Here is a 26149-nt window from a genome sequence, read left to right as displayed (position 1 = left end):
CGAAGGCCGCCAGCGAGAGGAGACGCCCGTGAGCGATGGGATGCCGGCCGCCATGAACGGGGCCGAGAGCCTGGTCCGGACCCTCGTGGAGGGCGGGGTCGAGGTCTGCTTCACCAATCCCGGCACCTCCGAGATGCATTTCGTCGCCGCCCTCGACCGGGTCGAAGGCATGCGCTGCGTGCTGTTCCTGTTCGAGGGCGGGGCGACCGGCGCAGCGGACGGCTACGCCCGCATGGCCGACAAGCCGGCCTCGACCCTGCTCCATCTGGGGCCGGGCCTCGCCAACGGGTTGGCCAATCTCCACAACGCCAAGAAGGCGCGCACGCCGGTCGTCAACATCGTCGGCGAACACGCGACCTACCACCGGGAGTACAACGCGCCGCTGACCTCCGATATCGAGGGGCTGGCCCGGCCGATGTCGTCCTGGGTGCGCACCGGGATGAGCGCCGCCGAGATCGGCCCGGACGGCGCCGCCGCGATCGCGGCCGCCCGCACCGCGCCCGGTCAGGTCGCGACCCTGATCCTGCCCGCCAACACCGCCTGGGATCCCGGCACCGGGCCCGCGCCGGTGCCGGCGATCCCCGAGCGGGCGAAGGCCGGCGACGATGCGATCGCAGCCGCTGTGAAGGCCCTGCAGAGCGGGGAGACGGTGCTGCTGCACCTCGGCGACCGGGCGGTGCGGAACGAAGGCCGGGTCCTCGCCGATCGGATCGCCCGCAAGACCGGCGCGCAGCTCATGGCGATGACGTCGAATGCCCGGATTGACCGCGGCGCCGGCACGGTTCCGATCGAGCGCCTGCCCTACCCGATCGACCAGGGCATCGCCGCCTTGAAGGATTTTCGCCATATCATCCTGATCGGCGCGACCCCGCCGGTCGGCTTCTTCGCCTATCCCGGCAAGCCGAGCCTGCTGGCGCCGGAGGGCTCCTCCACCATCACGCTGGCCACCCCCGAGGAGGACCAGATCGACGCCCTGGAGCGGCTGGCCGAGGCCGTCGGCGCCCCGCCCGCCGAGCCCATCGCCGCCGCCCCGCGCCCGAAGCTCCCGACCTCCGGCCCCCTCGACCAGGACACGATCGGGCAGGTGCTGGGCGCCCTGATCCCCGAGGGCGCGGTGATCTGCGACGAGTCGATCACCACCGGCCGCAACTTCTTCGCCCTGACCCGGGACGCGGCGCCCCATACCTGGCTCCAGCTCAGCGGCGGCTCGATCGGGCTCGGCATCCCGATGGCGACCGGCGCGGCCGTGGCCTGCCCGGACCGCAAGGTGATCAACCTTCAGGCGGACGGCAGCGGGCTCTACACCGTCCAGGCGCTCTGGACTCAGGCCCGTGAGCGCCTCGACGTGGTGACGCTGGTCTGGTCGAACCGCTCCTACGCGATCCTGCGGGCGGAGCTGACCAATGTCGGCGCCCACAATCCCGGCCCGAAGGCGCTCGGCATGCTGAGCCTCGACGATCCGGCGGTGGATTGGGTGGGCCTCGCCAGGGGGTTCGGCGTGGAGGGCCGGCGGGTCGAGACCCTCTCGGACTTCATCGAGGCGTTCCAGCACGCGCTCGCCAACACGGGGCCGCACCTGATCGAAGTCGCGCTGTGAGCGGGGCCGCGTACCCCCTCCCCGGCCTCGACGGGCCGGCTGAAATCCGGGTCGACCGCTGGGGGCTGGCGCATATCCGCGCCGGGACAAAGCTCGATGCCTTCCGGGTGCAGGGCTTCAACGCGGCGCGGGACCGGCTCTGGCAGCTCGACCTCTGGCGCAAGCGCGGGCTGGGCCTGCTGGCGGCGGATTTCGGACCCGGCTACCTCGCCCAGGACCGCGCCGCCCGGCTGTTCCTCTACCGGGGCGAGATGGCGGCGGAATGGGCCGCCTACGGGCCGCAGGATACGAAGGCCATCGTCACGGCCTTCGTGGATGGGCTCAACGCCTACGTGGCGCTCACCGAGGCGCAGCCCGCGCTCCTGCCACCGGAATTCCCCCTGACCGACACGCGCCCGGCCCGCTGGCAGCCGGAGGATGTGGTGCGCATCCGCAGCCACGGTCTGGTGCGCAACGTCCTCTCCGAGGTCGCCCGCGCCCGGGTTCTGGCCCGAGCACAATCCCGGGAGGCCGGGCTCGCGGCGGACGACCTGCGCAAGCGGATCAGCCCGCCGCACGAGCCGGTGGTGCCGGACGGTCTCGACGCTGCCGACTGGCCGGACGATCTCCTCGACGATTTTCGCCTCGCCACCGCGACGGTGGGGTTTCCGCCCGAACGGCTGGCGGCGACCCGCGACGAGGCCTGGGTCTGGAGCAAGGTCGACGCGCATGGCGCCGTCACGCGGGGGGGCCGCGCCGTCCCGAAGGAACCGGCGGAGGGCTCGAACAACTGGGTGGTGGGCCCCTCCCGCACGGACACCGGACGCCCGATCCTGGCGAGCGACCCGCACCGGGTCTACCTGCAGCCGTCGCTCCGCTACGCCGTCCATCTCACGGCACCGGGCCTCGACGTGATCGGGGCCGGCGAACCGGCTCTCCCGGGCATCTCGATCGGGCATAACGGTCACGCCGCCTTCAGCCTGACCATCGCGCCGATGGATCAGGAGGATCTTTTCGTGTGTGAGACCGATCCGGCGGAGCCGGATCGCTACCGGTTTGGCGATGGCTGGGAGCCGATCGAACGCGTCGTGGAAAACATCCCGGTGCGCGACGGGCCGGACGAGACCGTGGTGCTCGGCTTCACGCGGCACGGGCCGGTGATCCGCGAGGCGGCGGGACGCGCCTTCGCGCTGCGGACCGTCTGGTCGGAGCCCGGCGCTGCCGCCTATCTCGGCAGCCTCGCCTATCTCGGCGCCACCACCCCGGAGGCCTTCGGCGCGGCCCTGCGCCATTGGTCGGCGCCCTCCGTGAACCAGCTCTACGCCGACGCCACGGGGCGGATCGCGTGGTTCATGGCCGGGAAGGCGCCGGTGCGGCCGGCCCATGACGGGCTCCTGCCGGTGCCGGGCGACGGTCGCTACGACTGGGCCGGCTTCCACGATCCCGAATCCCTGCCCCGCACTCTCGATCCGAAATCGGGCTGGCTCGCCACCGCCAACGAGATGAACCTGCCGCCGGATTTCCCGGCCGAAGCCCGGAAGGTCGGGTTCGAATGGGCCGAGCCCTGGCGTGCCCGGCGCATCCGCGCGGTGCTCGGCGGGCAGACGCGGCACAGCCTGAAGGATTCACGCGCGCTCCAGGGCGACGTCTTTTCCGAGCCTGCCCTGCGGCTCGCCGATCTGGTCCGGGCCCTGCCGCCGGCCTCGGATCCCGATGTCGCCTCGGCCCAGGCCCTGCTGGTGCCATTCGAGGGTGCGCTGGATTCGGGTTCCGCGGCGGCCGCCCTCATCGAGGTGTGCTGGGTGCATCACCTGCGCCCGGCTCTGCTCGCGGCGCTCGTGCCCGATGCCGGTACCCGCCGCCTCCTGCCGCCCGGCGACACGCAGAGCCTGATCGAGCGGCTGGAGAGCGGGCTCGACCCGGCGACGCGCGATACGCTTCTGGCGGACGCCCTCGGAGCCGCGTTCCGGGACTGTCTGGAGCGGCTGGGGGCGGACCCGATGGGACGGCTTGCACCGGAGGCAGAAGGCCCTCTCCCTCCCCCCTCTGCGGGGGAGGGTGGCCCGCGCGTCAGCGAGGGGCGGAAGAGGGAAACCCAGCTTCCGGAAAGGACGGAAGCCTTCATGAAGGCTGAGCCGGATCTTGCGCCGTCGCTCCCCTCTCCCGACCCGCTTCGCGGGCCACCCTCCCCCGCAGAGGGGGGAGGGAGCGATGCGGAATTGACCGCCTCCAACCGCCCTCCCGCCGGCTGGTCCTGGGGCCGCCTGCACCACGCCCGGTTCGCCCATCCCCTCACCGCCCTGAGGCCTGATCAAGCCTGGGATGTCGGCCCCCTGCCGGTCGGCGGGGCCGCGGCATCGGTCATGCACGCGGAGTACCGGACCGACACGTTCCGGCTCACCCATGGGGCCTCGTTCCGCATGATCGTGGACGTGGGCGACTGGGACCGGTCGGTCTTCATCAACGTGCCGGGCCAGTCCGGAGACCCGGGCAGCCCGCACTACGCCGACCTGGCCCCGATCTGGGGCCGCCAGGACCATGTGCCGATGCTCTACGGCCGCGCGGCCGTGGACGCGGCCACCGAGACGATCATCACCTTGAGCCCCGCCTGACCGGGCGGCCGGGACGGAGTGGGACAGCACCTTGAAGATCTTCATCGCGGGCCTCGCCACCGAGACCAACACCTTCGCGCCGCTGCCCACGGGCCGGGCGGCCTTCCACGCCGACTATGCCCGCCGGGACGGCACAAGGAACCCGCCGCGCCTCAGCAATATCGGCCTCAAGGCGTGGCGCGAACTCGCCGAGGCCAACGGCCATACGGTGGTCGAGAGCCTCTCGACCTTCGCGCAGCCCGGCGGCACCACGCTGCGCGCCGTCTACGAGGAGTTGCGCGAGACCCTGCTGGCGGATCTGAAGGCCGCCCTGCCGGTCGATGCGGTGCTGCTGTTCATGCACGGCGCCATGGTGGCCGAGGGCTATGACGATTGCGAGGGCGACACCCTGGAGCGGGTCCGCGCCGTCGTCGGACCGGACGCGGCGATCGGCGTCGAGCTCGACCTGCACTGCCACCTCACCGAGACGATGCGGCAGAGCGCCGACGTCATCGTGATCTACAAGGAATACCCCCACACCGACATCGTCGACCGCGCCCGGGATCTGTACCCGCTCGTGGTGCGGACGGTCGCGAAGGAAATCCGGCCGGTCATGGCCTATGCCGATTGCCGGATCATCAACATGTGGCGCACCAGCCGCGAGCCGGTCGCGGGCTTCGTGCGCCGGATGGAATCGCTGGAGGGGCGGGACGGCATCCTGTCGGTCTCGTTCGGCCACGGCTTCCCCTGGGGCGACGTGGCCGATGTCGGCGCCAAGATGCTCGTCGTGGCCGACGGCGATGCCGGCAGGGCGCAGGCGCTCGCCGACGAACTTGCCGCCGCAATCTGGGCGATGCGCGAGGAGGCGGCGAGCCGCTGCGACACGATCGACGCCGCCATCGATGCGGCCTTGGCCTCCGACGACCCGCGCCCGATGGTGCTCGCCGATTTCGCCGACAATGCCGGCGCGGGTGCGCCCTCGGACAACACCGCGATCCTCGCCCGTCTCGCCGAGCGCGGGGTGAAGGACGTCGCCCTCGGCCTGATCTGGGACCCCGGCGCGGTCGGGATCTGCCACGAGGCCGGGCTCGGCGCGACCTTCATGCTCCGGATCGGCGGCAAGTGCGGCGTGACCTCGGGCGATCCCGTGGATCTGCGGATCACCGTGCGCGGCCTCTCGGACGACCACAGCCAGACGGGCCTCAGCGGCGGCCGGGCCCTCCTCGGTCCCGCCGCCTGGGTGGAGGCGGACGGGATCCACGTGGTCCTCACCCACAGGCGCCAGCAGGCCTTCGCGCCGGACGCCTTCACGGGGCTCGGGCTCTCCCTCGACGACAAGCGGATCGTGGTGGTGAAGTCGATGCAGCACTTCTACGCCGCCTTCGCGCCCATCGCGAGCGAGGTCCGCTACGTGGCGGCGCCCGGCGCGGTCCCGCCGGATTACGGCGCCATCCCCTACACGAAGCGCACGGGCAACTACTGGCCCAGGGTCGCCGATCCCTTCGCCGCGGAGGCCGCCCGATGATCCCGGATCTGCACCTCGACGCGGGCGACATCCTCGCGTCCTTGCGCCCCTGGGTCGAGTGCGAGAGCCCGACCTACGATGCCGCCGCGGTCAATCGGATGATGGGCGTGGCCGCCCGGGACCTCGCCCTGGCGGGGGCCCAGGTCGAGACGATCCCGGGGCGGATGGGCCTGAGCGAGTGCGTGCGCGCGCGCTTCGCGCATCCGCGCCGCGACGCGCCGGGGATTCTGATTCTCGGCCATCTCGACACCGTCCATCCGGTGGGGACGCTCGGCGCCCTGCCCTGGCGGATCGAGGGCGAGCGCGCCTACGGTCCCGGCATCCTCGACATGAAGGGCGGCAACGTGGTCGCGCTGGCGGCGATCCGGGCGCTCGCGGCGGCCGGGATCGAGACGCCGCTGCCGGTCACGGTGCTGTTCACCGGCGACGAGGAGGTCGGCAGCCCCTCGACCCGCGACCTGATCGAGGCCGAGGCCGCCCGCCACGCCTTCGTGCTGGTGCCCGAGCCCGGCCAACCGGAGAACGGCGTGGTCACCGGCCGCTACGCCATCGCGCGGTTCGATCTGGAGGCGCAGGGCCGCCCGAGCCATGCCGGATCCTCGCCCCATGAGGGGCGTTCGGCGATCCGCGCCATGGCGCGCAAGATCCTCGCGATCGATGCCCTGTCGGATGCCGATTGCACCTTCTCCACCGGGATCGTCTCCGGCGGGCAGTGGGTGAATTGCGTGCCGACCGTCTGCCGCGGTCAGGCGCTCAGCATGGCCAAGCGCCAGGCCGACCTCGACCGCGGCGTCGCGCGGATGCTGGCGCTCTCGGGCGAGGAGGACGGCGTCCGCTTCACCGTGACCCGGGGCGTGACCCGGCCGGTCTGGGAGCCGGATGCCGGCTGCATGGCCCTCTACGAACGGGCCCGGAGCCTGAGCGAGGCGCTCGGCCACCCCCTGCCCCACCGGAGCGCCGGCGGCGGCTCGGACGGCAATTTCACGGGCGCCAACGGCATCCCGACGCTGGACGGGCTCGGCCCCCTCGGCCAGGGCTACCACACCCTGGAGGAGCACGTGCTGATCGAGACGCTGCCGCAGCGGGCGCGGCTGTTCGCGGCGCTGCTGGCCAGCCTCGGGGCGGCGTGACTCGTGGTTTCGAAAGGTCGAGACCTTTCGCGGGTCCAGGGCAGAGCCCTGGGATCCGTCAGGGCTCTGCCCTGACAACCCACCAAAGGGCCTCGGCCCTTTGGAAATCCAAAGTCAAACAGGATTTCAGGCCGGATCGACCGGCATCTCCGGCACCCCGGCCGCCTCGATCGCAGCCCCCGCGGCGAGGCACAGGTCCTCCCGGTAGCGGGCCGCCACGAGCTGCACGCCCACGGGCGTGCGCCCGACGAGGCCCGTGGTCACCGTCAGCGCCGGGATCCCGAGCGGGGCCAGCCCGACCTGGAGGAGATTCGCCTCGAAGGCCCGACCGATCCCGGCCTCCGTCCGGTCGAGTCCGTCCGGGAACGGCAATTCGGCCGAGACCGGCACGAGCAGCACCGGGTTCTCGGCCAGGAACAGCGACCAGTCGCGGGCGAGCGTGGCGCGCCGCGTCAGAGCCTTGGCGATGGCGTCGGGGCTCATCGCCTCGGCCCGCCCCCGGAAACTTTCCAGAAGTCCGATCGCCGCCGGGTCGCCCTCGCGCTCGGCCGCCTCGCGGACGGCCGCGTAGCCGTCGCCCAGCCAGAGCTGGAGCTGCAACTCGCTCGCCTCGCGAATCGGGGGCGTGTCGGCGATCTCCGTCACCGTCCAGCCGGCCTCTGACAGCCGGCGGGCCGAGTCCCGCAGGGCGGCCTCCACCTCGGGGGCGGTGGCGAGGCCCCCCGGCCGCACGCACAGGGCGACCCGGCGCGGGACATCGGGGCCGTCGAGCGGCGCCGGCACCCACCAGGGGTCGCGCGGATCGGGGGCTGCCATGACCTCCAGTCCGAGGCGCACATCCGCGATGCTGCGGGCGAGCGGCCCCGAGACGGCCATGAGCTGCGGCCCGATCCCGCGTTCGGGCGAGGACGGGTTCCAGGCCGGGATGCGGCCGAGGCTCGGGCGCAGGCCGTGGACGCCGCAGGCATAGGCCGGGTAGCGCACCGAACCGGCGATGTCGGTGCCGTGGGCGATCGCCCCGATCCCGGCCGCCACCGCGGCGCCGGCCCCGCCCGACGAGCCGCCCGGCGTCAGCGCCGGATCGCGCGGGTTCTTGGTGTCGCCGTGGATCTGGTTGGTGGTGAACCAACGCAGCGAGAAGGCCGGCGTGTTGGTCCGCCCGAGCAGCACCGCGCCGGCCCGACGGAGATTGGCGACCACGGGATTGTCGTCCCGGGCCACGAGGTCGCGCTGGAGCCGCAGCCCGTTGGTGGTCGCGTAACCGCGCTGGTCGGCATTCACCTTCACGGTCACCGGCACGCCCGCCAGCGGCCCCAAAGTCTCGCCGCGGCCAAGGGCGGCATCGACCGCGTCGGCCTGCGCCAGCACCTCCTCCGGTCGATGCTCGACCACGGCGTTGATCCGGCCGTTGACGGCGTCCAGCCGGTCCAGGGCCGCCTGTGCGACCTCCCGGGCCGAGGCTTGGCCGCTCCGAATCAGGGCCGCGAGATCGGTCGCCGTCAGACGCCAGAGCTGCATCGAATGTCCTTTCGCGCGCCCCGGTGGGGCGGGGTCCAAACCCCGATTCGCTGCACGGGGAGCGGTGGCATCATCGCATTCAAAATGCAGGCCATCCGCCGCATTTTTGGTCAGGCGGAGATCGTCAGCGAAGTCAAGGATTTGCCGCGTTGCAACAGAAAGACCTAAGCATTCATCCGTATCCGGCCCTTGCCACGACGGGTCTGTTCGATAACCTGCCGGCCGTTCGCGCGTTCAACGGCCCATTCACGAGGGAGGGACGATCTCCTCAGTCCACGGCAAGTAAACTCGCACGAAGGAAAAGACCCATGGCAGAGGTGATTCGCGTCAAGCCGACGCATGACGGCACATACACCGTGTATCGCGGAACTTTGGCCCTGATCTGCGGCCTGACCCGGCTCCAGGCCGAGCATTACGAAGCCAGCCTGAACCGGCAGCAACGCGCCGCCGCCTGATCGAATCAGGTCACATCGACGGGGCCGAGGTCGCACATCGTGCCCTCGGCGCCCAGCCCGCGTCGCCGGGCCTCCAGCGCGTAGCCGTTTCTCGACCGGGCAACCTCGTACACGATGTAGGAGGCCCGGCGCGCGGCGGTCGCCCCATGCCCGTCCGGCCGGGCCGAGGCCGAGGAAACGCCGACGACCGGCACGCCCCGCCCGTCGGGCCCTGGGATGCGGGCCGTGCTGATCACGTGATTGTGGCCGTGCAGGATCAGATCCGCGCCCGCGCGCCCGATCATCGCCGTGAACTCCGCCGCGTCGGTCAGCTCGCGGCCCGCCGCCGCGCCCCCCGGTTGCGGCGGATGATGGATCATCACGACCCGGAACGGCCGGCCGGGCTCCGTGGCGAGCGCCCGGAGCAGCGATTCGGCGGCGGCCAGTTGCGGCGCGCCCAGGCGCCCGGTCGCCACGAACGGCTTCGTCGGAATCGCGCTCGACAGGCCGACCAGGGCGAGGGGCCCGCGCCGCCGCAGATAGGGAAATCGGCCGACCGATCCCGAATCGTCGCCCGTATAGGCGCCGCAGGCGTCGAGCAGGCCCTCCAGGGAGCCGCGGACATAGGCGTCGTGATTGCCCGGCACGAAGCTCACCGCATCGGGTGAGCCCAGGGCCTCCAGGAAGGTGCGTGCCGTCGCCCACTCGCTCGGCAGGCCGATGTTGCACAGGTCGCCCGTGCAGGCGACGTGCCCGGCCCCCTGCCCTTTCAGGTCCGCGACCAGGGCCTCGAGCACCGTCATGTCGTGGCTGCGCGACCGGCCGCGCCGCCAGTTGGCGTAGCCGGTGGCGCGCTTGCCGATGAGCTGATGCAGGCGCACCCGGCCCAGGGGGCCGACATGCGGATCGCTGAGATGGGCGAGGCGGAAGGTCAACGCCGGGAATCACGCGCGGGACGGGCTGGGAACGGCCCTCGCATCGCGGGCGCGGGCGCCGCCGTCAAGCGCTTCTCGTCATGCACTCCCGATCAGCATCCCCACGGCCAGAACGAGGAGGCCGCCGAGCATGACCTGCAGGGCCGCGCGCGGGAACGGGGTGGCCATGTAGCGGGTGCGGATCGCCGCGATCGCCACGAGTTCCACCACCACGACCAGCACCGCGAGGCTCGTGGCGAGCAGGAAGGGGTTCGGCCAGCCGGCCGGCAGCGTGTCGGGGATCGCGTAGGGCAGCGTGTGTCCGAGACCGCCGAGCGTCGTCATCACGCCGCAGACGAGGCCGCGGATCCAGGGATCGCCCCGGCCGGTGACGCTGCCGTCATCCGACAGGGCCTCGGTGAAGCCCATGCTGATCCCCGCCCCGACCGAGGCCGCGAGTCCCACCAGGAAGGTCGCGCCGTTGTGCCCCGTCGCGAAGGCCGCCGCGAAGATCGGTGCCAGGGTCGAGACCGAACCGTCGATCAGGCCGGCGAGGCCCGGCTGCACGTAGCGCAGGACGAAGGCGCGGCGGGCCTCCGCGGCCAGCGCGGCGGTGCTCTCGAGGACGGCTGCCATGTCGGCTCTCCATTTCTAGATCGATTCCAATCTATAGTCTGGAATGGATCTAAACAAGCCTGTCCGCCGTGTTTTCGCCGCGCCACGAGAGCATCCGCGTCACCCCCGGGGCGGCGGCGTCGCCGGCGCTTCGAGCGCACAGGTTGTGGTCCGGGCCGATTGTTTCGTTTCATGCGCGGGGGCTAGAGCATGCGCGGTCGATTTCGATCCGGAACTGATCGGGTAGCGGTCCGGCCATCCCAGGCGTGACATGAGCCTCGGCAAGCGTTTCCTCCGTCAACCCGCCGTGCAGCGCCTGCTCGGCCGCCTCGCGGCGGCCTATCTGCGTCTGGTGCGGCGGACCAACCGCTTCGTGATCCAGGCCGGCAGCGCGTCACCCGGCAAGGCCGATGCCTGGCTCGACGCCCGCACGCCGCTCATCATCGGCATGTGGCACGGCCAGCACATCATGATGCCGCTGCTGCGCCGGCCCGCCGACAGGGTCGCCACGATCATCTCGCGGAACGCCGACGGCAACATCAACACCATCGCGCTGGAACGGCTCGGCGTGCGGGTGATGCGGGCCTCGGGCGCCCGCGGCCGGAGCCGGGCCACGGATATGCGCGCCAAGGGCGGGGCCGAGGGGCTGCGGGCCATGCTGCGGGCGCTGAAGGACGGTGAGTCCGTGGCCTTCAGCGCGGACGTGCCGAAGGTGTCGCGCCGGTGCGACGCCGGCATCCTGACGCTCGCGCGCCTCTCGGGCCGGCCGATCGTGCCCGCTGCCGTGGTGACGAGCCGGCATCTGCGCTTCAAGTCCTGGGACCGCGCCTGCCTCGGCCTGCCGTTCGGGCGGGGCGCGATCGTGCTGGGCGACCCGATCTACGTGCCGCGCGACAGCGCGGGCGAGGCCTTCGAGACGCTCCGCCGCTTCGTCGAGGCCGAGATGAACCGGGTCCATGCCCGCGCCTACGCGCTGGTCGGGCGCGCCGACCGGGCGGCCCTCTACCGCGAGGCGCCCTCCGTCGAAGGGGCCGCTCCGGTGGGAGACGCCGCATGAGGCGTCCCTCCGTGACCCTGCCGCTGCAGGCCTACCGGGCCGGCCTGTGGATCGGCGAGCCGGCCCTGTCCGGGCTCCTGGCGTGGCGGGCGCAGCGCGGCAAGGAGGATCCGCTGCGTCTCCCCGAGCGGCGCGGCCTGCCCGGGCGGGCCCGGCCGGTCGGGCCCCTGGTGTGGATGCACGGCGCGAGCGTCGGCGAGGCGCTCTCGCTGATCGGCCTCGTGGAGGGCATGATCGCCCGCGGCTTCTCCGTGCTGGTGACGACGGGCACGCGCGCGGCCGCCGACCTGATCGGCGCCCGCCTGCCGGTCGGCGCGGTCCATCAGTACATGCCCCTCGATGCCCCACGCTGGATGGCGCGCTTCCTCGACCATTGGCAGCCGAACCTCGCGGTCGTCGCCGAGTCGGAGATCTGGCCCAACACGATCCTGGCGCTCGACGAGCGCGAGATTCCGCTGATCCTGGTCAATGGCCGCATGTCGGAGCGTTCGTTCCGCGGCTGGGAGCGCTGCCCGCGTACCGCCAAGGCGCTCCTGTCGCGGATCGCGATCTGCCTCAGCCAGACCCAGGAGGACGGGGCCCGCTTCGCCAAGCTCGGCGCGCCGCGGGTGAGCATTTCCGGCAATCTGAAGTTCGATGCGCCGGTGCCCCCGGCCGATCCGCAGCAACTCGCCTATCTGGGCACCATGGTCGCCGGCCGGCCGATCTGGATCGCGGCCAGCACGCATCCGGGCGAGGAATCCATCGTCGCCTACGCGCACGCGATCCTGAAGGAGCGGTTCCCGCAACTCCTCACGCTGATCGCCCCGCGGCACCCGGCCCGCGCGGAAGAAGTCGTCGGGTGCGCCGCGGCCATGGGCCTGCGCAGCACCCGGCGCTCCACCGGCGGACGGCCGCACCCGTCCGTGGACGTCTACGTCGCCGACACGATCGGCGAACTGGGCCTGTTCTACCGTCTCGCCCCGCTCGGCTTCCTCGGCGGCTCGCTGGTCCCGCGGGGCGGACAGAACCCGATCGAGCCGGTGCGCCTCGATACGGCGGTGCTGCACGGGCCGCACACCGACAATTTCGGCGCGGTCTACCAAGCGCTCGATCGCGCCGGCGGGGCCGTGCCGGTGCAGGACGGGGTCGAGCTGGCCGCGATCGCCGGGGAACTCCTCGCCGATCAGGTTCGGCTCGCCACCATGGCGCAGGCCGGGCAGAGCGCCCTGCGTCCCTTCGAGGGGGCGGTCGCCCGCACCCTCGCGGTGCTGGATCCGTTCGTCGCGCAGATGAAGCTGCAACGCCTCGATCGGGGCGGCCGCGTGCGCCCGCTCGCGCGGGCCTGATGCGGCCGCCGGGCTTCTGGACGTCCGGACCGGATCACCCGCTGGCGCGTGTCCTGGCGCCCGCCGGGACAGCCTACGGGGCGCTCGTGGCCCGGCGCATGGACCGGGTGGGCGTGCGGGCGGGCTGTCCGGTCCTGTGCCTGGGCAACTTCACCCTCGGTGGGGCGGGCAAGACGCCCGCGGCGCTCGCCGTCGCGGATCTGCTCGCCGAGCTCGGTCGCGTCCCCGCCTTCCTGTCCCGCGGCTACGGGGGGCGGGAGCCCGGTCCGGTGCAGGTCGATCCAGAACGGCACAAAGCCGCGGCGGTCGGCGACGAGCCGCTGCTGCTCGCCCGCCGGGCGCCCACGGTCGTGTCGCGCGATCGGCCGGCGGGGGCGTCCCTGTGCCGGCGCGTCGGGGCCGACGTCATCGTGATGGATGACGGGCTGCAGAATCCCGCCCTCGCGAAGGATCTCAGCCTCGCCGTGGTGGATGCGCCGGTCGGCCTCGGCAACGGCCTGCCCTTTCCGGCGGGGCCGCTGCGGGCGCCGCTCGCCCGGCAATGGCCGCATGTCGGCGGCCTGATCGTGATCGGCGACGGCGCGCCGGGCGACGTCATCGCGCGGGCGGCCGAGGGACGGGGCCTGCCGGTCCACCGGGCGCGCCTCGTTCGGGAGGCGGAGGAATGGGCAGACCGGCGCTGCCTGGCCTTTGCGGGGATCGGGCGCCCGGACAAATTCTTCGCCACCCTGGCCGAGGCGGGGGCGGTGATCGCCGCGCGACGCGCCTTCCCGGATCACCATGCCTATCGGGAGGGCGAACTGGCCGCCCTGGCCGAGGAGGCGAAACGGCTCGATGCCGCGCTCGTCACGACCGAGAAGGACGCGGTGCGCCTGCCCGCTGCCTTCGCGGTCCCGGTACGGGTGCTGCGCGTGCGCCTCGCGTTCGATGACCCGGAAGCCCTGCGCCGCCAGCTGCGGCGGGTGCTCGACGCCGCGCCCTGACGATCAGGGCCGGCCGGTCTCCTTCAGCCGCTTCAGGATCGCCTCGGGGGAGGCATAGGCCTCCTGGCGCAGCGCGCTCCAGTAGCGCAGCGCGTCGAGGGGAATCGGCTCGCCGGTCACCGCGCAGCGCACGAAGCTGCCGGGCTTGACCACCCGCATCGTGCCGTCGCCGTACTCGACCACCGCCTCGCCGTTGTTCGCGCGCTCGTAACGACCCAGCACGTCCGCCTCCTGCTCGATGCCGCCCTTCTACACGATCGGCGCTGACCGCGCTCCCCCCGGAAATTCACCCCAGCATCGACCGGATTTCATCGCGCGCCAGCAGGGACCGCGCCGCGTCGGCGTCGACATGCATCCGCTCGACCAGCGCATCGGCGCTGGCGAATCGCTCCTCGCCGCGGATGTAGCCCACGAATTCCACGGCGATCTCCTGGCCGTAGAGGTCGCCGGAGAAGTCGAACAGGCAGGTCTCCAGGAGCGGCGCACCGTCGTCGAAGGTCGGGCGGCGGCCGTAGCTGGCGACGCCGTCGCGGAACTGGCCCGATGCGAGGCGCACCCGCACCGCGTAGATTCCATGCGCGAGGCCGCAATCGGGCAGCATCACGTTGGCGGTGGGGAAGCCGAGCTGCCGGCCGCGCTTGTCGCCGTGGCGGACGGAGCCCAGCACGAACCAGCGATAGCCCAGCAGGGCGTTGGCCCGGGCGATATCCCCGGCCGCGAGCGCCGCGCGGATCGCGCTCGATGAGACCGGCTCGGCCTCGCCGCCGAGGGCGACCGGCGCCACGATGCGGCAGCTCAGGCCCGCCTCCCGGCACAGATCGGCCAGGACCGCGGGTGTGCCCTCGCGGCCACGGCCGAAATGAAAATCGTGGCCGACCACCACGCCGGACAGGCCGAGCGATCCCTTCAGGAAGTCGATCACGAAGGCGCGCGCACCGGTGGCGGCGAGCGCCCCGTCGAACCGGCGCACGATCAGCCCATCAAGCCCCAGGCGCGCGAACACGATCTCCTTGGCGGCGAGGCCGGTGAGGCGGAACATCGGTGCGTCGGGGGTGAAGTAGGCCCGCGGATGCGGCTCGAAGGTCAGGACCACGGCCGGCCGTCCGGCGTCCCGCGCCACCGCCCGCACGCTCTCCACGAGGACGCGGTGGCCGAGATGGACGCCGTCGAAATTGCCGATCGCCGCCACGGCCCCCGCCAGGGCCGGTGGAACCGGCGCATCAGGACCGCAGATGGTGAAGGACCGCGCCGCCGTGTCGTCGCCTGAGGCCATTGTATCGGGGTCGGATACTCGGAAGGTCGGGTTCGGAACGCAGGCCATGCCCGCTCGGGCCCGATGCGAGCGGACCCTGCCGAAAGGTGCCCGGAGGGTCAAGCGAGGGGCGGGTGCCGCCGCGCAACACTCTGCCAAGCCATGCGGTGCCGGTGCCGATTAACGGCTTCGCAATGCGCAAGCCCTATTTAAAATGACGTGCGGCGCAGCTAAATTGCAGCCTTAGCGAAGCGTTAATCTTTCCGGGAGCCGCCGCGGCTTCCCGCCGGGCAATTACGGAGTAGTGGTTCGATGGCTCTCGACTTGAGCATGCCGATCCTCGTTGTCGATGATTACCAGACGATGGTCCGCATTATTCGTAATCTCTTGAAGCAGCTCGGCTTCGAGGAGGTCGATGATGCGTCTGATGGGACGGAGGCGCTGGCCCGGCTCAAGGACCGCAAGTACGGCCTCGTGATCTCGGACTGGAACATGGAGCCGATGACGGGCTACGAGCTGCTCCGGCACGTGCGCGCCGACGAAAATCTGCGGACGACTCCGTTCATCATGGTCACGGCCGAATCGAAGACCGAGAACGTCATCGCCGCCAAGAAGGCCGGCGTGAACAACTACATCGTCAAGCCGTTCAACGCGGCGACGCTGAAATCGAAGATCGAAGCCGTCTGCGGCAGCTGATTGGGATCGATGAAACGCGCCCCGCGCCGTCCGGCCGCCTCGCCGATGCGTCGGAAGACGCCCGCTCGCGGCGCAGGCGATCCGGACGGCGGCCGATCTCAGGAGAACAGCATGTCGTTAGCCGTCCCCCGGCAGTCCGAAGTGCGACTCCGGGAACCCCAGGCCGTCATCGCCGAGTTGAGCGAGATCGCCGAATATATCGCCCATCTCCGCGAAGAGATCGGGGCGCTCCGCGCGAACGAGATGAGTCGCGACCGGATCCCCATGGCGCATGAGGAGCTCGGCAGCGTCGTCGCGGCGACAGCCGGCGCCACCAACACGATCATGGAGGCGGCCGAAGCCATGCTCAGCCTGCCCGATGGGCCGGGCTACCGCGAGGCAGTCGAGGAGCGCATCAACACGATCTTCGAGGCCTGCGCGTTCCAGGACATCACCGGGCAGCGGATCGCCAAGGTGGTCGAATCGCTGCGGCTGTTCGAGCAGCGCCTCGCTCGGTTCGTGGGCGCCGTGAAGGCGCGCGACGCCGCCACGACCGACCCGGCCGAGCGTGCCCGGCGGGCCCGCGCGGAGGATCTGATGCTCAACGGCCCCCAGGCGGACGGCGAGGTTCCGTCCCAGGACGACATCGACGCGCTGTTCGGCTGACGCGAATCGGGTCGGCGGACCGTCGACTTGCCGGCTCCGCACCGGCTACAGGATTCCGGTGCCCAGTCGCCCTCCGGCGGCAGGGGGGAGGTCCCGGCAGGCATGGCGGCGCGGTTCTGGTCCGATTTCACGACGGATGAATTGCGACACCGCGACATGCGGCGCGCGATCGCGGTCCTGCCGGTGGCCGCCATCGAGCAGCACGGCCCGCATCTGCCGCTCGCCACCGACACGATCATCGCGGAAGGCTACCTCGCCGGCGTGCGCGAGCGCAGTCCGGACCATCTCGACGTGCTGATCCTGCCCGTGCAGGCGATCGGCAAGTCCGACGAGCACGATGCCTTCCCGGGCACGCTCTCGCTGGAGACCGGGACGGCGCTCGCGGCCTGGACCGGGATCGGCGCCGCCCTCCACCGGGCGGGCTGCCGCAAGATCGTGATCGTCACGAGCCATGGCGGCAACAGCGCCGTCATCGACCTCGTGGCGGCCGAGCTGCGCGCCCGGTACGGCCTGGTGGCGGTCACGACCGCCTGGGCGCGGTTCGGCTATCCGGAGGGCTTGTTCCCGGCCGACGAGATCGCCCACGGCATCCATGCCGGCGGGGTCGAGACTGCGTTGATGCTGGCCCTGCGGCCGGATCTGGTGCGGACCGACCGGATCGCCGATTTCCCGCCGCGGACGCGCGCGATGATCCGCGATTTCACCCATCTGCGCGCGGGCCGACCTGCCGCCTTCGCCTGGAAGGCCGGGGACCTCCATCCCTCCGGCGCCATCGGCGACGCGCGGCTCGGCACCGCCGAGGCCGGCCGCGCCGCCCTGGCATACGGGGCGCAGGCCTTCGTAGCCCTGCTGCGCGACGTGGACGGGTTCGAACTCGACGGGGCCGGCCCGGCGTAACCGCCGCTACCTCGGAGCGAAGAGGCCGGTACGCCGGGTCGATCCGCCGGCGCGCAGGATTCTTGCCCATGCGCCCTGTCGTCCCGCTCGCCCTTGCCCTCGCTCTGCTCGGTGCCGCCTTCGGGCCGGTCGCGGCGGCTGAACGCCCCGTGGTCGTCGAACTCTTCACCTCGCAGAGCTGCTCCTCCTGTCCGCCCGCGGAGGCGCTGATCGGGCGCCTCGCCCATGAGGATAGCGAAATCCTGCCGCTCGCGTTCCACGTCACCTACTGGAACCACCTGAACTGGCGCGACCCCTACGCGCTGACGGAAGCGACCGCGCGTCAGGAGGCCTACGCGGCCCGGCTCGGCGGACCCGCCTACACGCCGCAAGCCGTGATCGACGGCACGGTCGGTCTCGTCGGATCCGACGAGGCGGCGTTGCGCGGTGCCGTCGCGCGCGCGCGGGGAGCCGGGCCGGACATTCCGGTGGCGCTGGCCCGCGAGGGCGACAGCTTCGTCGTGCGGATCGGCTCCGGAAATGGCGTTGCGCATGTCCTGCTGGTGGGCTTCGATCCGAGCCACACCACCCGGGTGCTGCGCGGCGAGAATGCCGGGCGGACCCTGGAGCAGGCCAACGTCGTCCGCGCGATCCAAGACCTCGGCCGATGGTCGGGGGCCGCCGCGACCTTCACGGCTGCGCGTCCGGAGGGTGACACGGCGGCCGTTCTGCTTCAGGCAGAGGATGGGCGCATCCTCGGCGCGGCCCGCCTCGGTCGGGACGGTGCGCACCGGGAGGCGCTGCGATGATCCTCGCGGTGCCGGCCGGGTGCGGCTGGTCGCTGGCACCGGGCTCCGAGGCCGGGCAAGATGCGGCGCGGGCCGGGGGGCGGAACGGCGGCGGAGCCCGGATGGTGCTCGAAGAGGAACTCGCGGGTCTGATGGCGTCGGCGCAGCGCGGCGACGCGGCCGCCTATCGCGCGCTGCTGAAGGCCTGCCTGCCCGTGGTCTCGGCGATCGCTCGGGCACAGGGCGTGCGCGGCGAGGCGGTGGACGACGTCGTGCAGGACACGCTGATGACCGTTCACCGGGCGCGGGCGAGTTACGATCCCGCCCGTCCGTTCATGCCCTGGCTGCGGGCCATCACCCAGCGTCGGGCGATCGACCGGCTGCGCCGCGCGGGCCGGCGCCCCCGGGAGGTCAACGATCCCCTCGCCTACGAGGCCGAGGTCGATCCCGGCCCGGCGCCCGGACAGGGTCTGGAGGCGCGCGACCGCGCCGCCTCCCTCGCCCGCGCGGTGGCGTCCCTGCCCGAGGGGCAGCGGCAGGCGGTGGAGCATCTTGGCCTGCGCGAATTGTCGCTTGAGGAAGCCGCCGCGCTCACCGGCCGCAGCAAGGGGGCGCTCAAGGTGAATCTGCACCGGGCGCTGAAGGCACTCCGGACCAGCCTGACGCGGGAGGCGGAGTGATGGCCGAGCGCGCCGGCTGCGAAGCCTCCCGTCACGACCGGCTCGTCGAAGCGCTTGCGGGTGGGCTGAAGCCGATCCGGCCGCTGCCGGCGCCGGGGGTCCGCGCGGCCCTGTGGCTCGGCGTGGCGTTGCTGGCCGGGCTGTTCCTGGTGGCGGAGGTCGGCGCGACGGGTTTCCTGCTGCGCATGCACGTGCCGGATCTTGCCCTGGAGGCGATCGGCGCCGTCCTGACGGCGGTCGCCGCGGCCTACGCGGCCTTCGCGACCAGCGTGCCGGGCCGCTCCGATCGATGGGCGCTGCTGCCGCTGCCGCCGTTCGCCCTCTGGATCGGCGCCAGCGGGCTGGGCTGCCTGCGGGAATGGATCGCCCCCGGAGCCGACATCCCCGGCGCCCACACCATCACGGGCTGCTTCAGCTTCCTGATCTGCGTCTCTGTGCCGCTGTCGGCGCTGATCGTCATCATGCTGCGCCGCGCCTGCCCGCTGCGGCCGAACCTGACGGCGGCGCTCGGAGGGCTCGCGGTGTCGGCGGCCGCGGCGGCACTCCTGATGCCGGTCCACCCGCACGACGCCACCGCGACGGATCTGCTGATGCACGCGGCGGCGGTCGCCATCATCATCGCGGCGAACGGTCTGGCCGGCGGACGGCTGCTCGCCCCGTCCGCGCGCGCGGACTCGGATCCTGTCTGACCGGGGCCTCGGGTTTCCAAAGGGCTCAGCCCTTTGGCGGGTTCTCAGGGCAGAGCCCTGAGATGATGACCAGGGCTCTGCCCTGGACCCACGAAAGGCCTCGGCCTTTCGAAACCGGGACTGATCGGTCCACTCGGATGGATCCCCGTCTTCAGCCGGCCTGCGGATCGCGCGCCGGCCAGTCCACGATCCGGTCCGGGTATTCCTCCTCCGAGAACTCCTCCTCGTTGCCGGCGAGCCGGCCGCGCACCGAGATGCCGGCCTCGTGCACGCTCGCGGCCCGGCCTGAGACCAGAGGATGCCAGGGATAGAGCGGCTCGCCGTCCCGCACGAGGCGGTAGGCGCAGGTCTGCGGCAGCCAGGCGATGGTCCGCACCGCCTCGGGCGTCAGCCGGACGCAATCGGGCACCCGCTTCTGGCGGCGGGCATAGTCGCGACACCGGCAGGTCAGGCCGTCGAGCAGCGTGCAGCCGATATCGGTGTGGTGGACCTCGCCGGTATCCTCGTCCTCGAGCTTCAGGAGGCAGCACCGGCCGCAGCCGTCGCACAGGCTCTCCCACTCGGCGGGGGTCATGGCGTCGAGCGTCTTGGTGCGCCAGAACGGCTCGGCCGCCCCGCGGCGCACCGCCTCGGGCTTGGGCATCGATGAGGTCTCTCGATCGGAAGGGCGTCTCTCTGCCCGAGCCGCGCCTGTGGATCAAGCGTCGCCGGGGCCGCGATCGTGCGACCGGATCGCGGTTGCACGCGTTAAGTCCAAGCTCGTCCGCGGCGATTCGCGAGACTGCGCAGAGCCTCGCCCGCGGTTCCGGATCCTGCTATGGATGAGGATGCCGTGCGGTGCCTCGGCCGCAGGTCCCGTGTCTGCGGTGCGGTCGCTCCACCATTCGCCGCAGAGGCGCTCGACAAGCCGGGTTCGACATCGTGCGCCTGCCGACGCTCACCGAGATCAAGGTCCACCTCGAGCGGGCCGCCCTCGCCTTCGATGCCTGGGTCAACGCCAGCCTGTACGACAGCGGCCGGTCGACCGGCGAAGCCTACGAGCGCTTCCGGCGCTTCATGGGCCGCTTCGCCGTGCGCGGCTGGAAGCGCGCCGTCCTCGACCTCACCAGCGAGGCTGTGACCATCGGGACCGGCGGCGCCGTGCTGATGCTGGCGCTCGCCCAGCCCGCCTTCCAGCTCACCAGCGAGAACTGGCTGAAGCAGCAGGATCTGGCCGTCACCTTCCTCGACCGCTACGGCACCGAGGTCGGCCGGCGCGGCATCAAGCACGACGACTCGCTCAAGCTCGACGAGTTTCCCGACATCATGATCAAGGCGCTGGTCTCCACCGAGGACCGGCGCTTCTACGAGCATTGGGGCATCGACCCGATCGGCACCCTGCGGGCGCTGGTCAACAATTCCCGCGGCGGCAACGGCACCCAGGGCGGCTCCTCGATCACCCAGCAGCTCGCCAAGAACCTGTTTCTGACGAACGAGCGCTCGCTTGAGAGAAAGATCAACGAGGCGTTCCTGGCGCTCTGGCTGGAGAGCCACCTCACCAAGAACGAGATCCTGAAGCTCTACCTCGACCGCGCCTATATGGGCGGCGGCACGTTCGGTGCCGTGGCGGCGGCGGATTACTATTTCGGCAAGCCGCTCAAGGACATCAGCCTCGCCGAGGCCGCCATGCTGGCAGGCCTGTTCAAGGCGCCGACCAAATACGCCCCGCACGTCAACCTGCCGGCGGCCCGCGCCCGGGCGGCGGACGTGCTGCACAACATGGTCGAGGCAGGCTTCGTCACCGAGGGGCAGATCCAGACCGCCCTGCGCAATCCCGCGACCCCGGTGACCCGCACCCGCGACATCACCGCCGACTACTACCTCGACTGGGCCTTCGGCGAGATCAAGGCCATGGCGGATGCCGGCAAGCTCCGCAACGACCGCGTGCTGACCGTGAAGACGCCGCTCGACCTCGCTATCCAGAAGCGGGCCGACGAGGTGGTGGCCGACATCCTGCGCAAATCCGGCGATGCCTACGACGTGGACGAGGCCGCGATGGTGATCCTCGATCCCGACGGGGCGCTGCGCGCCATGGTGGGCGGGGCCGATTACGGCGAGAGCCAGTTCAACCGCGCCACCGACGCGCTGCGCCAGCCCGGCTCCTCGTTCAAGCCCTACGTCTACTCGGCCGCCCTCAATTCGGGCCTGTTCAAGCCCGATACGACGGTCGTCGACAGCCCGGTCTGCATCGGCAACTGGTGCCCGCAGAATTACGGCCGCTCCTATGCCGGGCGCGTGCCGATGTGGCTCGCCGTGGCGAAGTCGATCAACACGATCCCGATCAAGATCTCGATCGCGCTCGGCAAGGGGATGGGCATCACCCACGAGGCGAAGGCCGCCAAGGCCGGCCGCGCCAAGATCATCGAGCTCGCCCACAAGATGGGCATCACCTCGAACCTGATCGACACGGTCTCGATGCCGATCGGCTCGGACGAGGTCACGGTGATCGATCAGGCGGCGGGCTACGCGGTGTTCGCCAATGGCGGCTTCCGCGCCAAGCCCTATGCCGCCATGGAGGTGAAGAACTCCTCCGGCGAGGTGATCTACCGCCACGCCGACGAGGCGCCCGAGCGGGTCCTGTCGCCCCAGGTGGTGGCCGATATGAACTTCATGCTCAACAAGGTTGTCGAGGAGGGCACCGGCAAGCGGGCGCAGCTCGAGGGCGTGAAGGTCGCCGGCAAGTCCGGCACCACGAACGCCTACCGGGACGCGTGGTTCGTCGGCTACACGGGCAACTACGTCGGCGCCGTCTGGTTCGGCAACGACGACCACACTTCCACCAACAAGCTGACCGGCGGCTCGCTCCCGGCCCAGACCTGGCACGACGTGATGGAGCCGGCCCACCAGGGCATCGAGATCAAGCCCCTCCCGGGCCTGAAGGAGAGCCCCCGCGCCGCCCAGCAGCAGGCCTCCGGCGGGCCCACCGCCCCGATCGATCCCAACGCCAGCGCCTACGGCAAGCTCTCGCGCCGCTCCTTCGAGGTCATCAGCGGCCTGAACGGCCTGTTCCGCACGGTCGAGCGCGTGCCGTCCGCCGAGCCGGCGAACCGGTCCGGCGCGGGCGACGCGCCGAAGAGCACCGCCAAGCCGGGCGACCGCGCCTCGGCCAGCCCCCTCGAGAGGGCGCGGGCGATGGCCGCGGGCGAGCGCGCGCCCGGCGGCTTCGTCGAAGTCCGGTGAGCGCATGAGGGAGGCGATCCCGGTGTCCGGCAGCCACGCGGCCGCGTCCGAGACGGCACCCCGCCGCGGCGTGATCCGGTTCGTCCGGCGCCTGTGGCGCAAGAGCTCGATTGCGGGACTTGCCGTCTACGCCCTGGCGCTCGGCGGCGCCCTCGGTCTCGCCAGTGCCGACTGGGCGACGAGCGGCGGCTATCCCTTCGGCGGCGTGCAGGTCGGCGCCTGGACGGCCTGGCCCCGGGCCGGCGCCGCGAACGCCGACCCCTATACCCGCGCGGTCAATGCCCGCCGGGGCGAGATCCCCCTCGCGGTGGGCGAGGGCCTGCTCCTGACCGCGGCCGTGGACGATGCCGGCCAGGCGCTCGACGCCACCTGCACCTACCGGATCGGGGGCGGGACGCCGCCGGCCCGGGCCTGGACCATCACGGTCGCCGGCCGCGGACCCCGGGAGCCCGGTCGGCCGATCCTGCGCGAGGGCTTCACCTCCACGGAGGTGCTCCGCTCGGCCGACGGACGGTTTGCGGTGATGCTGGCGCCCGACGTCCAGCCCGGCAACTGGCTCCCGAGCCCCCGGGCGAGCGGCCCGGTGCGGCTGGCTTTGCGCCTCTATGACACGCCGGCGGCCGCCAGCGTCGGCTCCCTCGACCGGGCCTCGGTGCCGGCCATCACCCGCCTGGGATGCGCCTCGTGAGCCTGCGCTTCGTCTACGCCACGCTGATCGGCCTCGTGCTGGCCGGGATCGTCCACATCGTGGCGGTGCTGGCGATCCCGGTCCTGTCGGAGAAGGACGCGGTTTCCCGCGCCCGGACCAGCGAGAGCCTGGACCATCCGCAGCCGATCTACACGGTGGCGACGGGCGACGACCCCTCCCCGCCCGAAGCGTGGCTGCCGATTCCGGACCCCGCCGTCGCGGTCGGCGTCTGCGCCTACGATCTGGCCGACGGGCCGATGCGCGTCTCGGCGCGGACCGGGTCGCTCGCCCTGTCGCTCGCGGCCCATGCCCGGCGCGGCGCCTTCTACGCGGTGACCGATCAGGCGGCGGTGCGGGGCGCGCTGGACCTCGTGATCCTCACCCGCGCCCAGTATGATGAGGCGCTGGCCGACGACGAGAACGACCCGAGCCGCGACGTGCGGATCGTGGCGCCGGATACGCGCGGCTTCGTGGTGGTTCGGGTGATCGCCGGCCTGCCGAGCCAGCGCCCGGCCGCCAACGCCGCGATCCAGGCGGTGTCCTGCACCACCGACACGGCCACGGACGATGCACCCACGGGGAAGGATTCTTCGGGTAAGGGTGCGGGGCGGTAGCGGGCCGCGGCCGGACGCATCGAAGGGCGTGACCGGCTGCCTTCGATCCTTCTCAGACCAGAGCCCCATCAGGTATCGTGACTTGAAGCCGCCGTTCGGCCCGATCGATTGAGCAGGGCGGCGATTCAGTCGAGGATGAGCGCGATCCCTGCGCAGTCGCTCTACACCTATGTCGCGCCTCTCGTCGCCAGGATCGCCTCGGCTGCCTCGACGAACCCGACGCCTCCGGGGCCATGTGCGATCCAACGCGGTGGAACCGGGATCTGATCGAGATAATCGATGACCGTGCTGACGCCCACTGTGTGACGGAAGAAGGAGAACATCGGCGCGTCGTTCGCGGAGTCGCCCACGTACAGGACGGCATCGGCGTCCTTATCAATATCGAGAGCATACTGGTCCAGGAGGATACGGCGTGCCATCGACAGCTTATCGTAGCCGCCAAGCCAGCCGAGGATCCAGAGATTGTTGATCGTGGCATCGGCCCCCTCCGCGCGAAGGGCCTGGAGGATCGCTGCCTGGGCGCCGTCTTCCTTGGGAAGAGCGAAGGCGATGCTAGTCTGGCGGAACGGCTGGTCATCGGCGAAGCGCAGCGCCGGCTTGGCCCTCTGAAGCTTCAGTGCGATGTGGTGTAGCCGGTCCTGCGCCATCTGGCGATCACGATCCGCATGCCAGAAGGATCGTTCCAGTTCATGCGCCGCCTCGGTACGGCGAAAGAACAGGCCGCCATTCTCCCCGATCACTCCGTCTATGGGCCAGAACCGAGCCATCTGATCGCACCAGCCCGCCGGCGCGGCAGTTACCGGAAGGACCGTGACGCCGGATTGCTGCAAGCGCTCCAGCGCGTGGTACGTCGCGGCCGCCAACCTGCCCTTGTAGGTCAGCGTCTCGTCCATGTCGGTCAGGACGAAACGCACGCCCTCGAAGGTCGAGGCCTCGGCTGTTCGAAGTGATTGCATGCGATGGCCCAAGGCTTCCGGGTGGCGGCCAGAATGGTACGGCGGCGCATACGCTGGAAGGTCGGCCTGTCCAAGTCCCTCAAATGGAAGTGCACTGGAAGCTCTTTACCCGAGCCGGCTGTCCCGCGCTCCGCAGGGATGGGTTCCCTTGCATGCACCGTCCGTCATGGAGTGCGCGACGGGTCCGACTGGCCCGAAGGCCTTGCCGCCGCCACCGCAGCCATTCAATCCTTCACGACGAGCGGCCCAGCCTGGGCGACCGGCAGCGGCGCGGCCTCCAGCCCGCATCGGGCGGCGGCGTCCGGGGGCAGGAGCGGGTCGAGCAGGTTGCGCCGGGCCGCCAGCATCAGGATGGCTCGCTCGGCCGAGACCGATTCCTGCGCCGGCGCGGCGGCGAACAGGTGTTCCAGGGCGAAGCGGTAGCGCGCCAGCCGCCGGCCGGCCTCGATCCGCACCCAGGCGATCAGGCAGCGATTCTCGGCGACGCGCTGGGCGGCATCCCGCACATCCGCCACGTCGAGGGTCTTGGCGAAGGGCAGGCTGCGCAGGCGCGCGGCATCCGCGTCGATCACCCGGGCGGCCAGCGCCGCGAAGAGCGGGATCAGCCGGGCATCCGCCGTGGCGTCGTCGCCGAGCTGCCGGTAGCGGGAGACCGGCGAGCGCGCGGGCGCGGCGGTCAGGGTGTCGTAATAGGCGCCGACCTCCTCGAAGCGCCAGGTCGGCGGCATCGCGTGGGCGCTCGCGAGGCCGAGCACCAGATCCTGGAAGGCCGAGAAGGTGCTGGCGGGCTGCACGAACCGCCACGCGCGGTCGCGCAGGGTCAGTTCGTCGTCGGTGAGCCCCGAATCGAGCAGGAGCCGCCCGCGATCATGGGTGCTGAAGCTGCCGGTCGTGTCGATCAGGCCGTTCCAGACCCCCGTCCGCGGGCGGCCGAAATCACCGCTCTGCGTGCAGGCGACGAGCAGCGCCAGCGCCGCACAGGCGGGCAGGAGACGGGCTGGCGCGGGCACGGCGCGTCGCGGCTCGGGCATCCTCCGGATACCGTCAGGACGCGAGGCGCTCGTAGCGCACGCCGAGGAACAGCAGGATCTCGCCCCGGGGCTCCCCCGAGCGCGGGATCCGGCCGGCCCGTCGTGCCTCCGGTCCCGGAAAGGGGATCACGATGGCGTGCGCGGCCGGTGCGGAAGGGCCCGTCGCGCCGACCCGGATGCGCGGGTGGTCGGCGGTCTCCTGCGGTTTGAAAGGCGTCATGGTCTCCGGCTCCTGTCGGCTGTCCGAGCATCCGGCCCGGGCCCAGCGAGGGCGTCGGCAAGGGCTACGAAGGCAATCCATCACGGGGTGGTTAACGGACTCTTTCCGTCCGATCGACCGGTAT

General features: G+C 71.6%; 25 protein-coding genes and 1 pseudogene. 17 read left to right on the top strand and 9 right to left on the bottom strand.

Features of this window, described 5'->3' with window-relative positions; genetic code table 11:
- The first annotated feature begins 52 nt into the window (after nt 1-52).
- From FVE89_RS29270 to FVE89_RS29255, 4 genes are read left to right on the top strand one after another with little or no spacing between them, the layout of a single operon-like run.
- Complete coding sequence (locus tag FVE89_RS29270) at nt 53-1597, top strand: acetolactate synthase large subunit (protein ID WP_202131182.1); 1545 nt, start codon at nt 53-55, stop codon at nt 1595-1597.
- The gene (locus FVE89_RS29265; RefSeq protein WP_161393664.1) at nt 1594-4188 is read left to right on the top strand and encodes a penicillin acylase family protein; all 2595 of its coding nucleotides are present in this window, start codon (nt 1594-1596) and stop codon (nt 4186-4188) included. The genes FVE89_RS29270 and FVE89_RS29265 overlap by 4 nt, the downstream gene beginning before the upstream one ends.
- Before the next feature lie 31 nt (nt 4189-4219).
- A complete protein-coding gene (locus FVE89_RS29260; RefSeq protein WP_161393663.1) occupies nt 4220-5692 on the top strand; it encodes a M81 family metallopeptidase in 1473 nt (490 codons plus the stop codon).
- Nucleotides 5689-6822, top strand: coding sequence for a M20/M25/M40 family metallo-hydrolase (locus tag FVE89_RS29255; protein WP_161393662.1), 1134 nt, complete (start codon nt 5689-5691; stop codon nt 6820-6822). Before FVE89_RS29260 ends, FVE89_RS29255 begins: the two co-directional genes overlap by 4 nt.
- 126 nt (nt 6823-6948) lie before the next feature.
- On the opposite strand, the gene FVE89_RS29250 is transcribed toward FVE89_RS29255, so the two are convergent.
- Nucleotides 6949-8340: an amidase family protein gene (locus FVE89_RS29250; RefSeq protein WP_161393661.1), complete on the bottom strand. Its 1392-nt coding sequence runs from the start codon at nt 8338-8340 to the stop codon at nt 6949-6951.
- A 308-nt stretch (nt 8341-8648) separates the two neighbouring features.
- Between FVE89_RS29250 and FVE89_RS30745 the strand changes: the two genes are divergently transcribed.
- The gene (locus FVE89_RS30745; protein WP_202131161.1) at nt 8649-8795 is read left to right on the top strand and encodes a hypothetical protein; all 147 of its coding nucleotides are present in this window, start codon (nt 8649-8651) and stop codon (nt 8793-8795) included.
- 5 nt (nt 8796-8800) lie between these two features.
- Here the strand turns inward: FVE89_RS30745 and FVE89_RS29245 are convergent, their stop codons facing one another.
- Both FVE89_RS29245 and FVE89_RS29240 read right to left on the bottom strand, forming a co-directional pair.
- On the bottom strand, nt 8801-9709 hold the full coding sequence (locus FVE89_RS29245) for a metallophosphoesterase (RefSeq protein WP_161393660.1): 909 nt from the start codon (nt 9707-9709) through the stop codon (nt 8801-8803).
- 78 nt (nt 9710-9787) lie between these two features.
- Nucleotides 9788-10279 (bottom strand): annotated as a pseudogene (locus FVE89_RS29240) (VIT family protein); the annotation flags it as partial.
- Nucleotides 10280-10574: 295 nt separating this feature from the next.
- Between FVE89_RS29240 and FVE89_RS29235 the strand changes: the two are divergent.
- From FVE89_RS29235 to lpxK, 3 genes are read left to right on the top strand one after another with little or no spacing between them, the layout of a single operon-like run.
- Entirely contained in the window at nt 10575-11360 is a 786-nt protein-coding gene (locus FVE89_RS29235; RefSeq protein WP_161393658.1) for a lysophospholipid acyltransferase family protein, read from the top strand.
- Entirely contained in the window at nt 11357-12688 is a 1332-nt protein-coding gene (locus FVE89_RS29230) for a 3-deoxy-D-manno-octulosonic acid transferase (protein ID WP_161393657.1), read from the top strand. The genes FVE89_RS29235 and FVE89_RS29230 overlap by 4 nt, the downstream gene beginning before the upstream one ends.
- The gene (gene lpxK, locus FVE89_RS29225; RefSeq protein ID WP_161393656.1) at nt 12688-13671 is read left to right on the top strand and encodes a tetraacyldisaccharide 4'-kinase; all 984 of its coding nucleotides are present in this window, start codon (nt 12688-12690) and stop codon (nt 13669-13671) included. Before FVE89_RS29230 ends, lpxK begins: the two co-directional genes overlap by 1 nt.
- 3 nt (nt 13672-13674) lie before the next feature.
- Here lpxK and FVE89_RS29220 read toward each other — a convergent pair whose 3' ends face one another.
- Together FVE89_RS29220 and FVE89_RS29215 are read right to left on the bottom strand one after the other, a co-directional pair.
- Nucleotides 13675-13893 carry a DUF2093 domain-containing protein gene (locus FVE89_RS29220; protein ID WP_161393655.1) on the bottom strand — a complete coding sequence of 73 codons (219 nt, stop codon included), beginning with the start codon at nt 13891-13893 and terminating at the stop codon, nt 13675-13677.
- 64 nt (nt 13894-13957) lie between these two features.
- A complete protein-coding gene (locus FVE89_RS29215) occupies nt 13958-14944 on the bottom strand; it encodes a bifunctional riboflavin kinase/FAD synthetase (RefSeq protein ID WP_161393654.1) in 987 nt (328 codons plus the stop codon).
- A 291-nt stretch (nt 14945-15235) separates the two neighbouring features.
- On the opposite strand from FVE89_RS29215, the gene FVE89_RS29210 reads away from it, so the two are divergent.
- The 6 genes from FVE89_RS29210 (at nt 15236) to FVE89_RS29185 (ending at nt 19297) form a co-directional block, all read left to right on the top strand.
- A complete protein-coding gene (locus FVE89_RS29210) occupies nt 15236-15619 on the top strand; it encodes a response regulator (RefSeq protein ID WP_091719055.1) in 384 nt (127 codons plus the stop codon).
- A 111-nt stretch (nt 15620-15730) separates the two neighbouring features.
- Nucleotides 15731-16264 (top strand): protein phosphatase CheZ, encoded by a 534-nt coding sequence (locus tag FVE89_RS29205; protein WP_161393653.1) that lies wholly within the window; start codon nt 15731-15733, stop codon nt 16262-16264.
- Between the two features lie 102 nt (nt 16265-16366).
- Nucleotides 16367-17161, top strand: coding sequence for a creatininase family protein (locus FVE89_RS29200; protein ID WP_161393652.1), 795 nt, complete (start codon nt 16367-16369; stop codon nt 17159-17161).
- A 68-nt stretch (nt 17162-17229) separates the two neighbouring features.
- Nucleotides 17230-17949 (top strand): DUF1223 domain-containing protein, encoded by a 720-nt coding sequence (locus FVE89_RS29195; RefSeq protein WP_161393651.1) that lies wholly within the window; start codon nt 17230-17232, stop codon nt 17947-17949.
- Between the two features lie 101 nt (nt 17950-18050).
- Nucleotides 18051-18608 (top strand): sigma-70 family RNA polymerase sigma factor, encoded by a 558-nt coding sequence (locus FVE89_RS29190; RefSeq protein ID WP_161393733.1) that lies wholly within the window; start codon nt 18051-18053, stop codon nt 18606-18608.
- Entirely contained in the window at nt 18608-19297 is a 690-nt protein-coding gene (locus FVE89_RS29185) for an NrsF family protein (RefSeq protein ID WP_161393650.1), read from the top strand. The genes FVE89_RS29190 and FVE89_RS29185 overlap by 1 nt, the downstream gene beginning before the upstream one ends.
- A gap of 151 nt (nt 19298-19448) precedes the next feature.
- Here the strand turns inward: FVE89_RS29185 and FVE89_RS29180 are convergent, their stop codons facing one another.
- Nucleotides 19449-19940 carry a YcgN family cysteine cluster protein gene (locus tag FVE89_RS29180; RefSeq protein ID WP_161393649.1) on the bottom strand — a complete coding sequence of 164 codons (492 nt, stop codon included), beginning with the start codon at nt 19938-19940 and terminating at the stop codon, nt 19449-19451.
- Between the two features lie 278 nt (nt 19941-20218).
- Here FVE89_RS29180 and FVE89_RS29175 point away from each other — a divergent pair, with 278 nt between their 5' ends.
- The 3 genes from FVE89_RS29175 to FVE89_RS29165 are packed head-to-tail and all read left to right on the top strand — an operon-like array spanning nt 20219 to nt 23818.
- A complete protein-coding gene (locus tag FVE89_RS29175; RefSeq protein ID WP_161393648.1) occupies nt 20219-22516 on the top strand; it encodes a PBP1A family penicillin-binding protein in 2298 nt (765 codons plus the stop codon).
- A 4-nt stretch (nt 22517-22520) separates the two neighbouring features.
- A complete protein-coding gene (locus FVE89_RS29170; RefSeq protein ID WP_161393647.1) occupies nt 22521-23204 on the top strand; it encodes a DUF1214 domain-containing protein in 684 nt (227 codons plus the stop codon).
- Nucleotides 23192-23818 (top strand): hypothetical protein, encoded by a 627-nt coding sequence (locus FVE89_RS29165; protein ID WP_161393646.1) that lies wholly within the window; start codon nt 23192-23194, stop codon nt 23816-23818. The genes FVE89_RS29170 and FVE89_RS29165 overlap by 13 nt, the downstream gene beginning before the upstream one ends.
- A 167-nt stretch (nt 23819-23985) precedes the next feature.
- Here the strand turns inward: FVE89_RS29165 and FVE89_RS29160 are convergent, their stop codons facing one another.
- From FVE89_RS29160 to FVE89_RS29150, 3 genes are all read right to left on the bottom strand, one after another.
- Complete coding sequence (locus FVE89_RS29160) at nt 23986-24774, bottom strand: HAD-IIB family hydrolase (protein ID WP_161393645.1); 789 nt, start codon at nt 24772-24774, stop codon at nt 23986-23988.
- Nucleotides 24775-24998: 224 nt separating this feature from the next.
- Nucleotides 24999-25784 (bottom strand): hypothetical protein, encoded by a 786-nt coding sequence (locus FVE89_RS29155; protein ID WP_161393644.1) that lies wholly within the window; start codon nt 25782-25784, stop codon nt 24999-25001.
- A gap of 34 nt (nt 25785-25818) precedes the next feature.
- On the bottom strand, nt 25819-26025 hold the full coding sequence (locus tag FVE89_RS29150; RefSeq protein ID WP_161393643.1) for a hypothetical protein: 207 nt from the start codon (nt 26023-26025) through the stop codon (nt 25819-25821).
- Nucleotides 26026-26149 lie beyond the last annotated feature (124 nt).

Origin of the sequence: Methylobacterium sp. 2A (assembly GCF_009806555.1) — a bacterium.
Classification (GTDB): domain Bacteria; phylum Pseudomonadota; class Alphaproteobacteria; order Rhizobiales; family Beijerinckiaceae; genus Methylobacterium.
Note: the sequence above shows the minus strand (reverse complement) of the source record. Positions and strands in the feature narration are given on the sequence as shown.

Bases quoted from the DNA above. Each gene is read 5' to 3' on its own strand.
- FVE89_RS29210 (WP_091719055.1), top strand. From the start codon at position 15,236: ATGGCTCTCGACTTGAGCATGCCGATCCTCGTTGTCGATGATTACCAG.
- FVE89_RS29190 (WP_161393733.1), top strand. From the start codon at position 18,051: ATGGTGCTCGAAGAGGAACTCGCGGGTCTGATGGCGTCGGCGCAGCGC.
- FVE89_RS29230 (WP_161393657.1), top strand. From the start codon at position 11,357: ATGAGGCGTCCCTCCGTGACCCTGCCGCTGCAGGCCTACCGGGCCGGC.
- FVE89_RS29200 (WP_161393652.1), top strand. From the start codon at position 16,367: ATGGCGGCGCGGTTCTGGTCCGATTTCACGACGGATGAATTGCGACAC.
- FVE89_RS29250 (WP_161393661.1), bottom strand. From the start codon at position 8,340: ATGCAGCTCTGGCGTCTGACGGCGACCGATCTCGCGGCCCTGATTCGG.
- FVE89_RS29170 (WP_161393647.1), top strand. From the start codon at position 22,521: ATGAGGGAGGCGATCCCGGTGTCCGGCAGCCACGCGGCCGCGTCCGAG.
- FVE89_RS29255 (WP_161393662.1), top strand. From the start codon at position 5,689: ATGATCCCGGATCTGCACCTCGACGCGGGCGACATCCTCGCGTCCTTG.
- FVE89_RS29180 (WP_161393649.1), bottom strand. From the start codon at position 19,940: ATGCCCAAGCCCGAGGCGGTGCGCCGCGGGGCGGCCGAGCCGTTCTGG.
- FVE89_RS30745 (WP_202131161.1), top strand. From the start codon at position 8,649: ATGGCAGAGGTGATTCGCGTCAAGCCGACGCATGACGGCACATACACC.
- FVE89_RS29215 (WP_161393654.1), bottom strand. From the start codon at position 14,944: ATGGCCTCAGGCGACGACACGGCGGCGCGGTCCTTCACCATCTGCGGT.
- FVE89_RS29185 (WP_161393650.1), top strand. From the start codon at position 18,608: ATGGCCGAGCGCGCCGGCTGCGAAGCCTCCCGTCACGACCGGCTCGTC.
- FVE89_RS29270 (WP_202131182.1), top strand. From the start codon at position 53: ATGAACGGGGCCGAGAGCCTGGTCCGGACCCTCGTGGAGGGCGGGGTC.
- FVE89_RS29150 (WP_161393643.1), bottom strand. From the start codon at position 26,025: ATGACGCCTTTCAAACCGCAGGAGACCGCCGACCACCCGCGCATCCGG.
- FVE89_RS29195 (WP_161393651.1), top strand. From the start codon at position 17,230: ATGCGCCCTGTCGTCCCGCTCGCCCTTGCCCTCGCTCTGCTCGGTGCC.
- FVE89_RS29165 (WP_161393646.1), top strand. From the start codon at position 23,192: ATGCGCCTCGTGAGCCTGCGCTTCGTCTACGCCACGCTGATCGGCCTC.
- lpxK (WP_161393656.1), top strand. From the start codon at position 12,688: ATGCGGCCGCCGGGCTTCTGGACGTCCGGACCGGATCACCCGCTGGCG.
- FVE89_RS29160 (WP_161393645.1), bottom strand. From the start codon at position 24,774: ATGCAATCACTTCGAACAGCCGAGGCCTCGACCTTCGAGGGCGTGCGT.
- FVE89_RS29235 (WP_161393658.1), top strand. From the start codon at position 10,575: ATGAGCCTCGGCAAGCGTTTCCTCCGTCAACCCGCCGTGCAGCGCCTG.
- FVE89_RS29205 (WP_161393653.1), top strand. From the start codon at position 15,731: ATGTCGTTAGCCGTCCCCCGGCAGTCCGAAGTGCGACTCCGGGAACCC.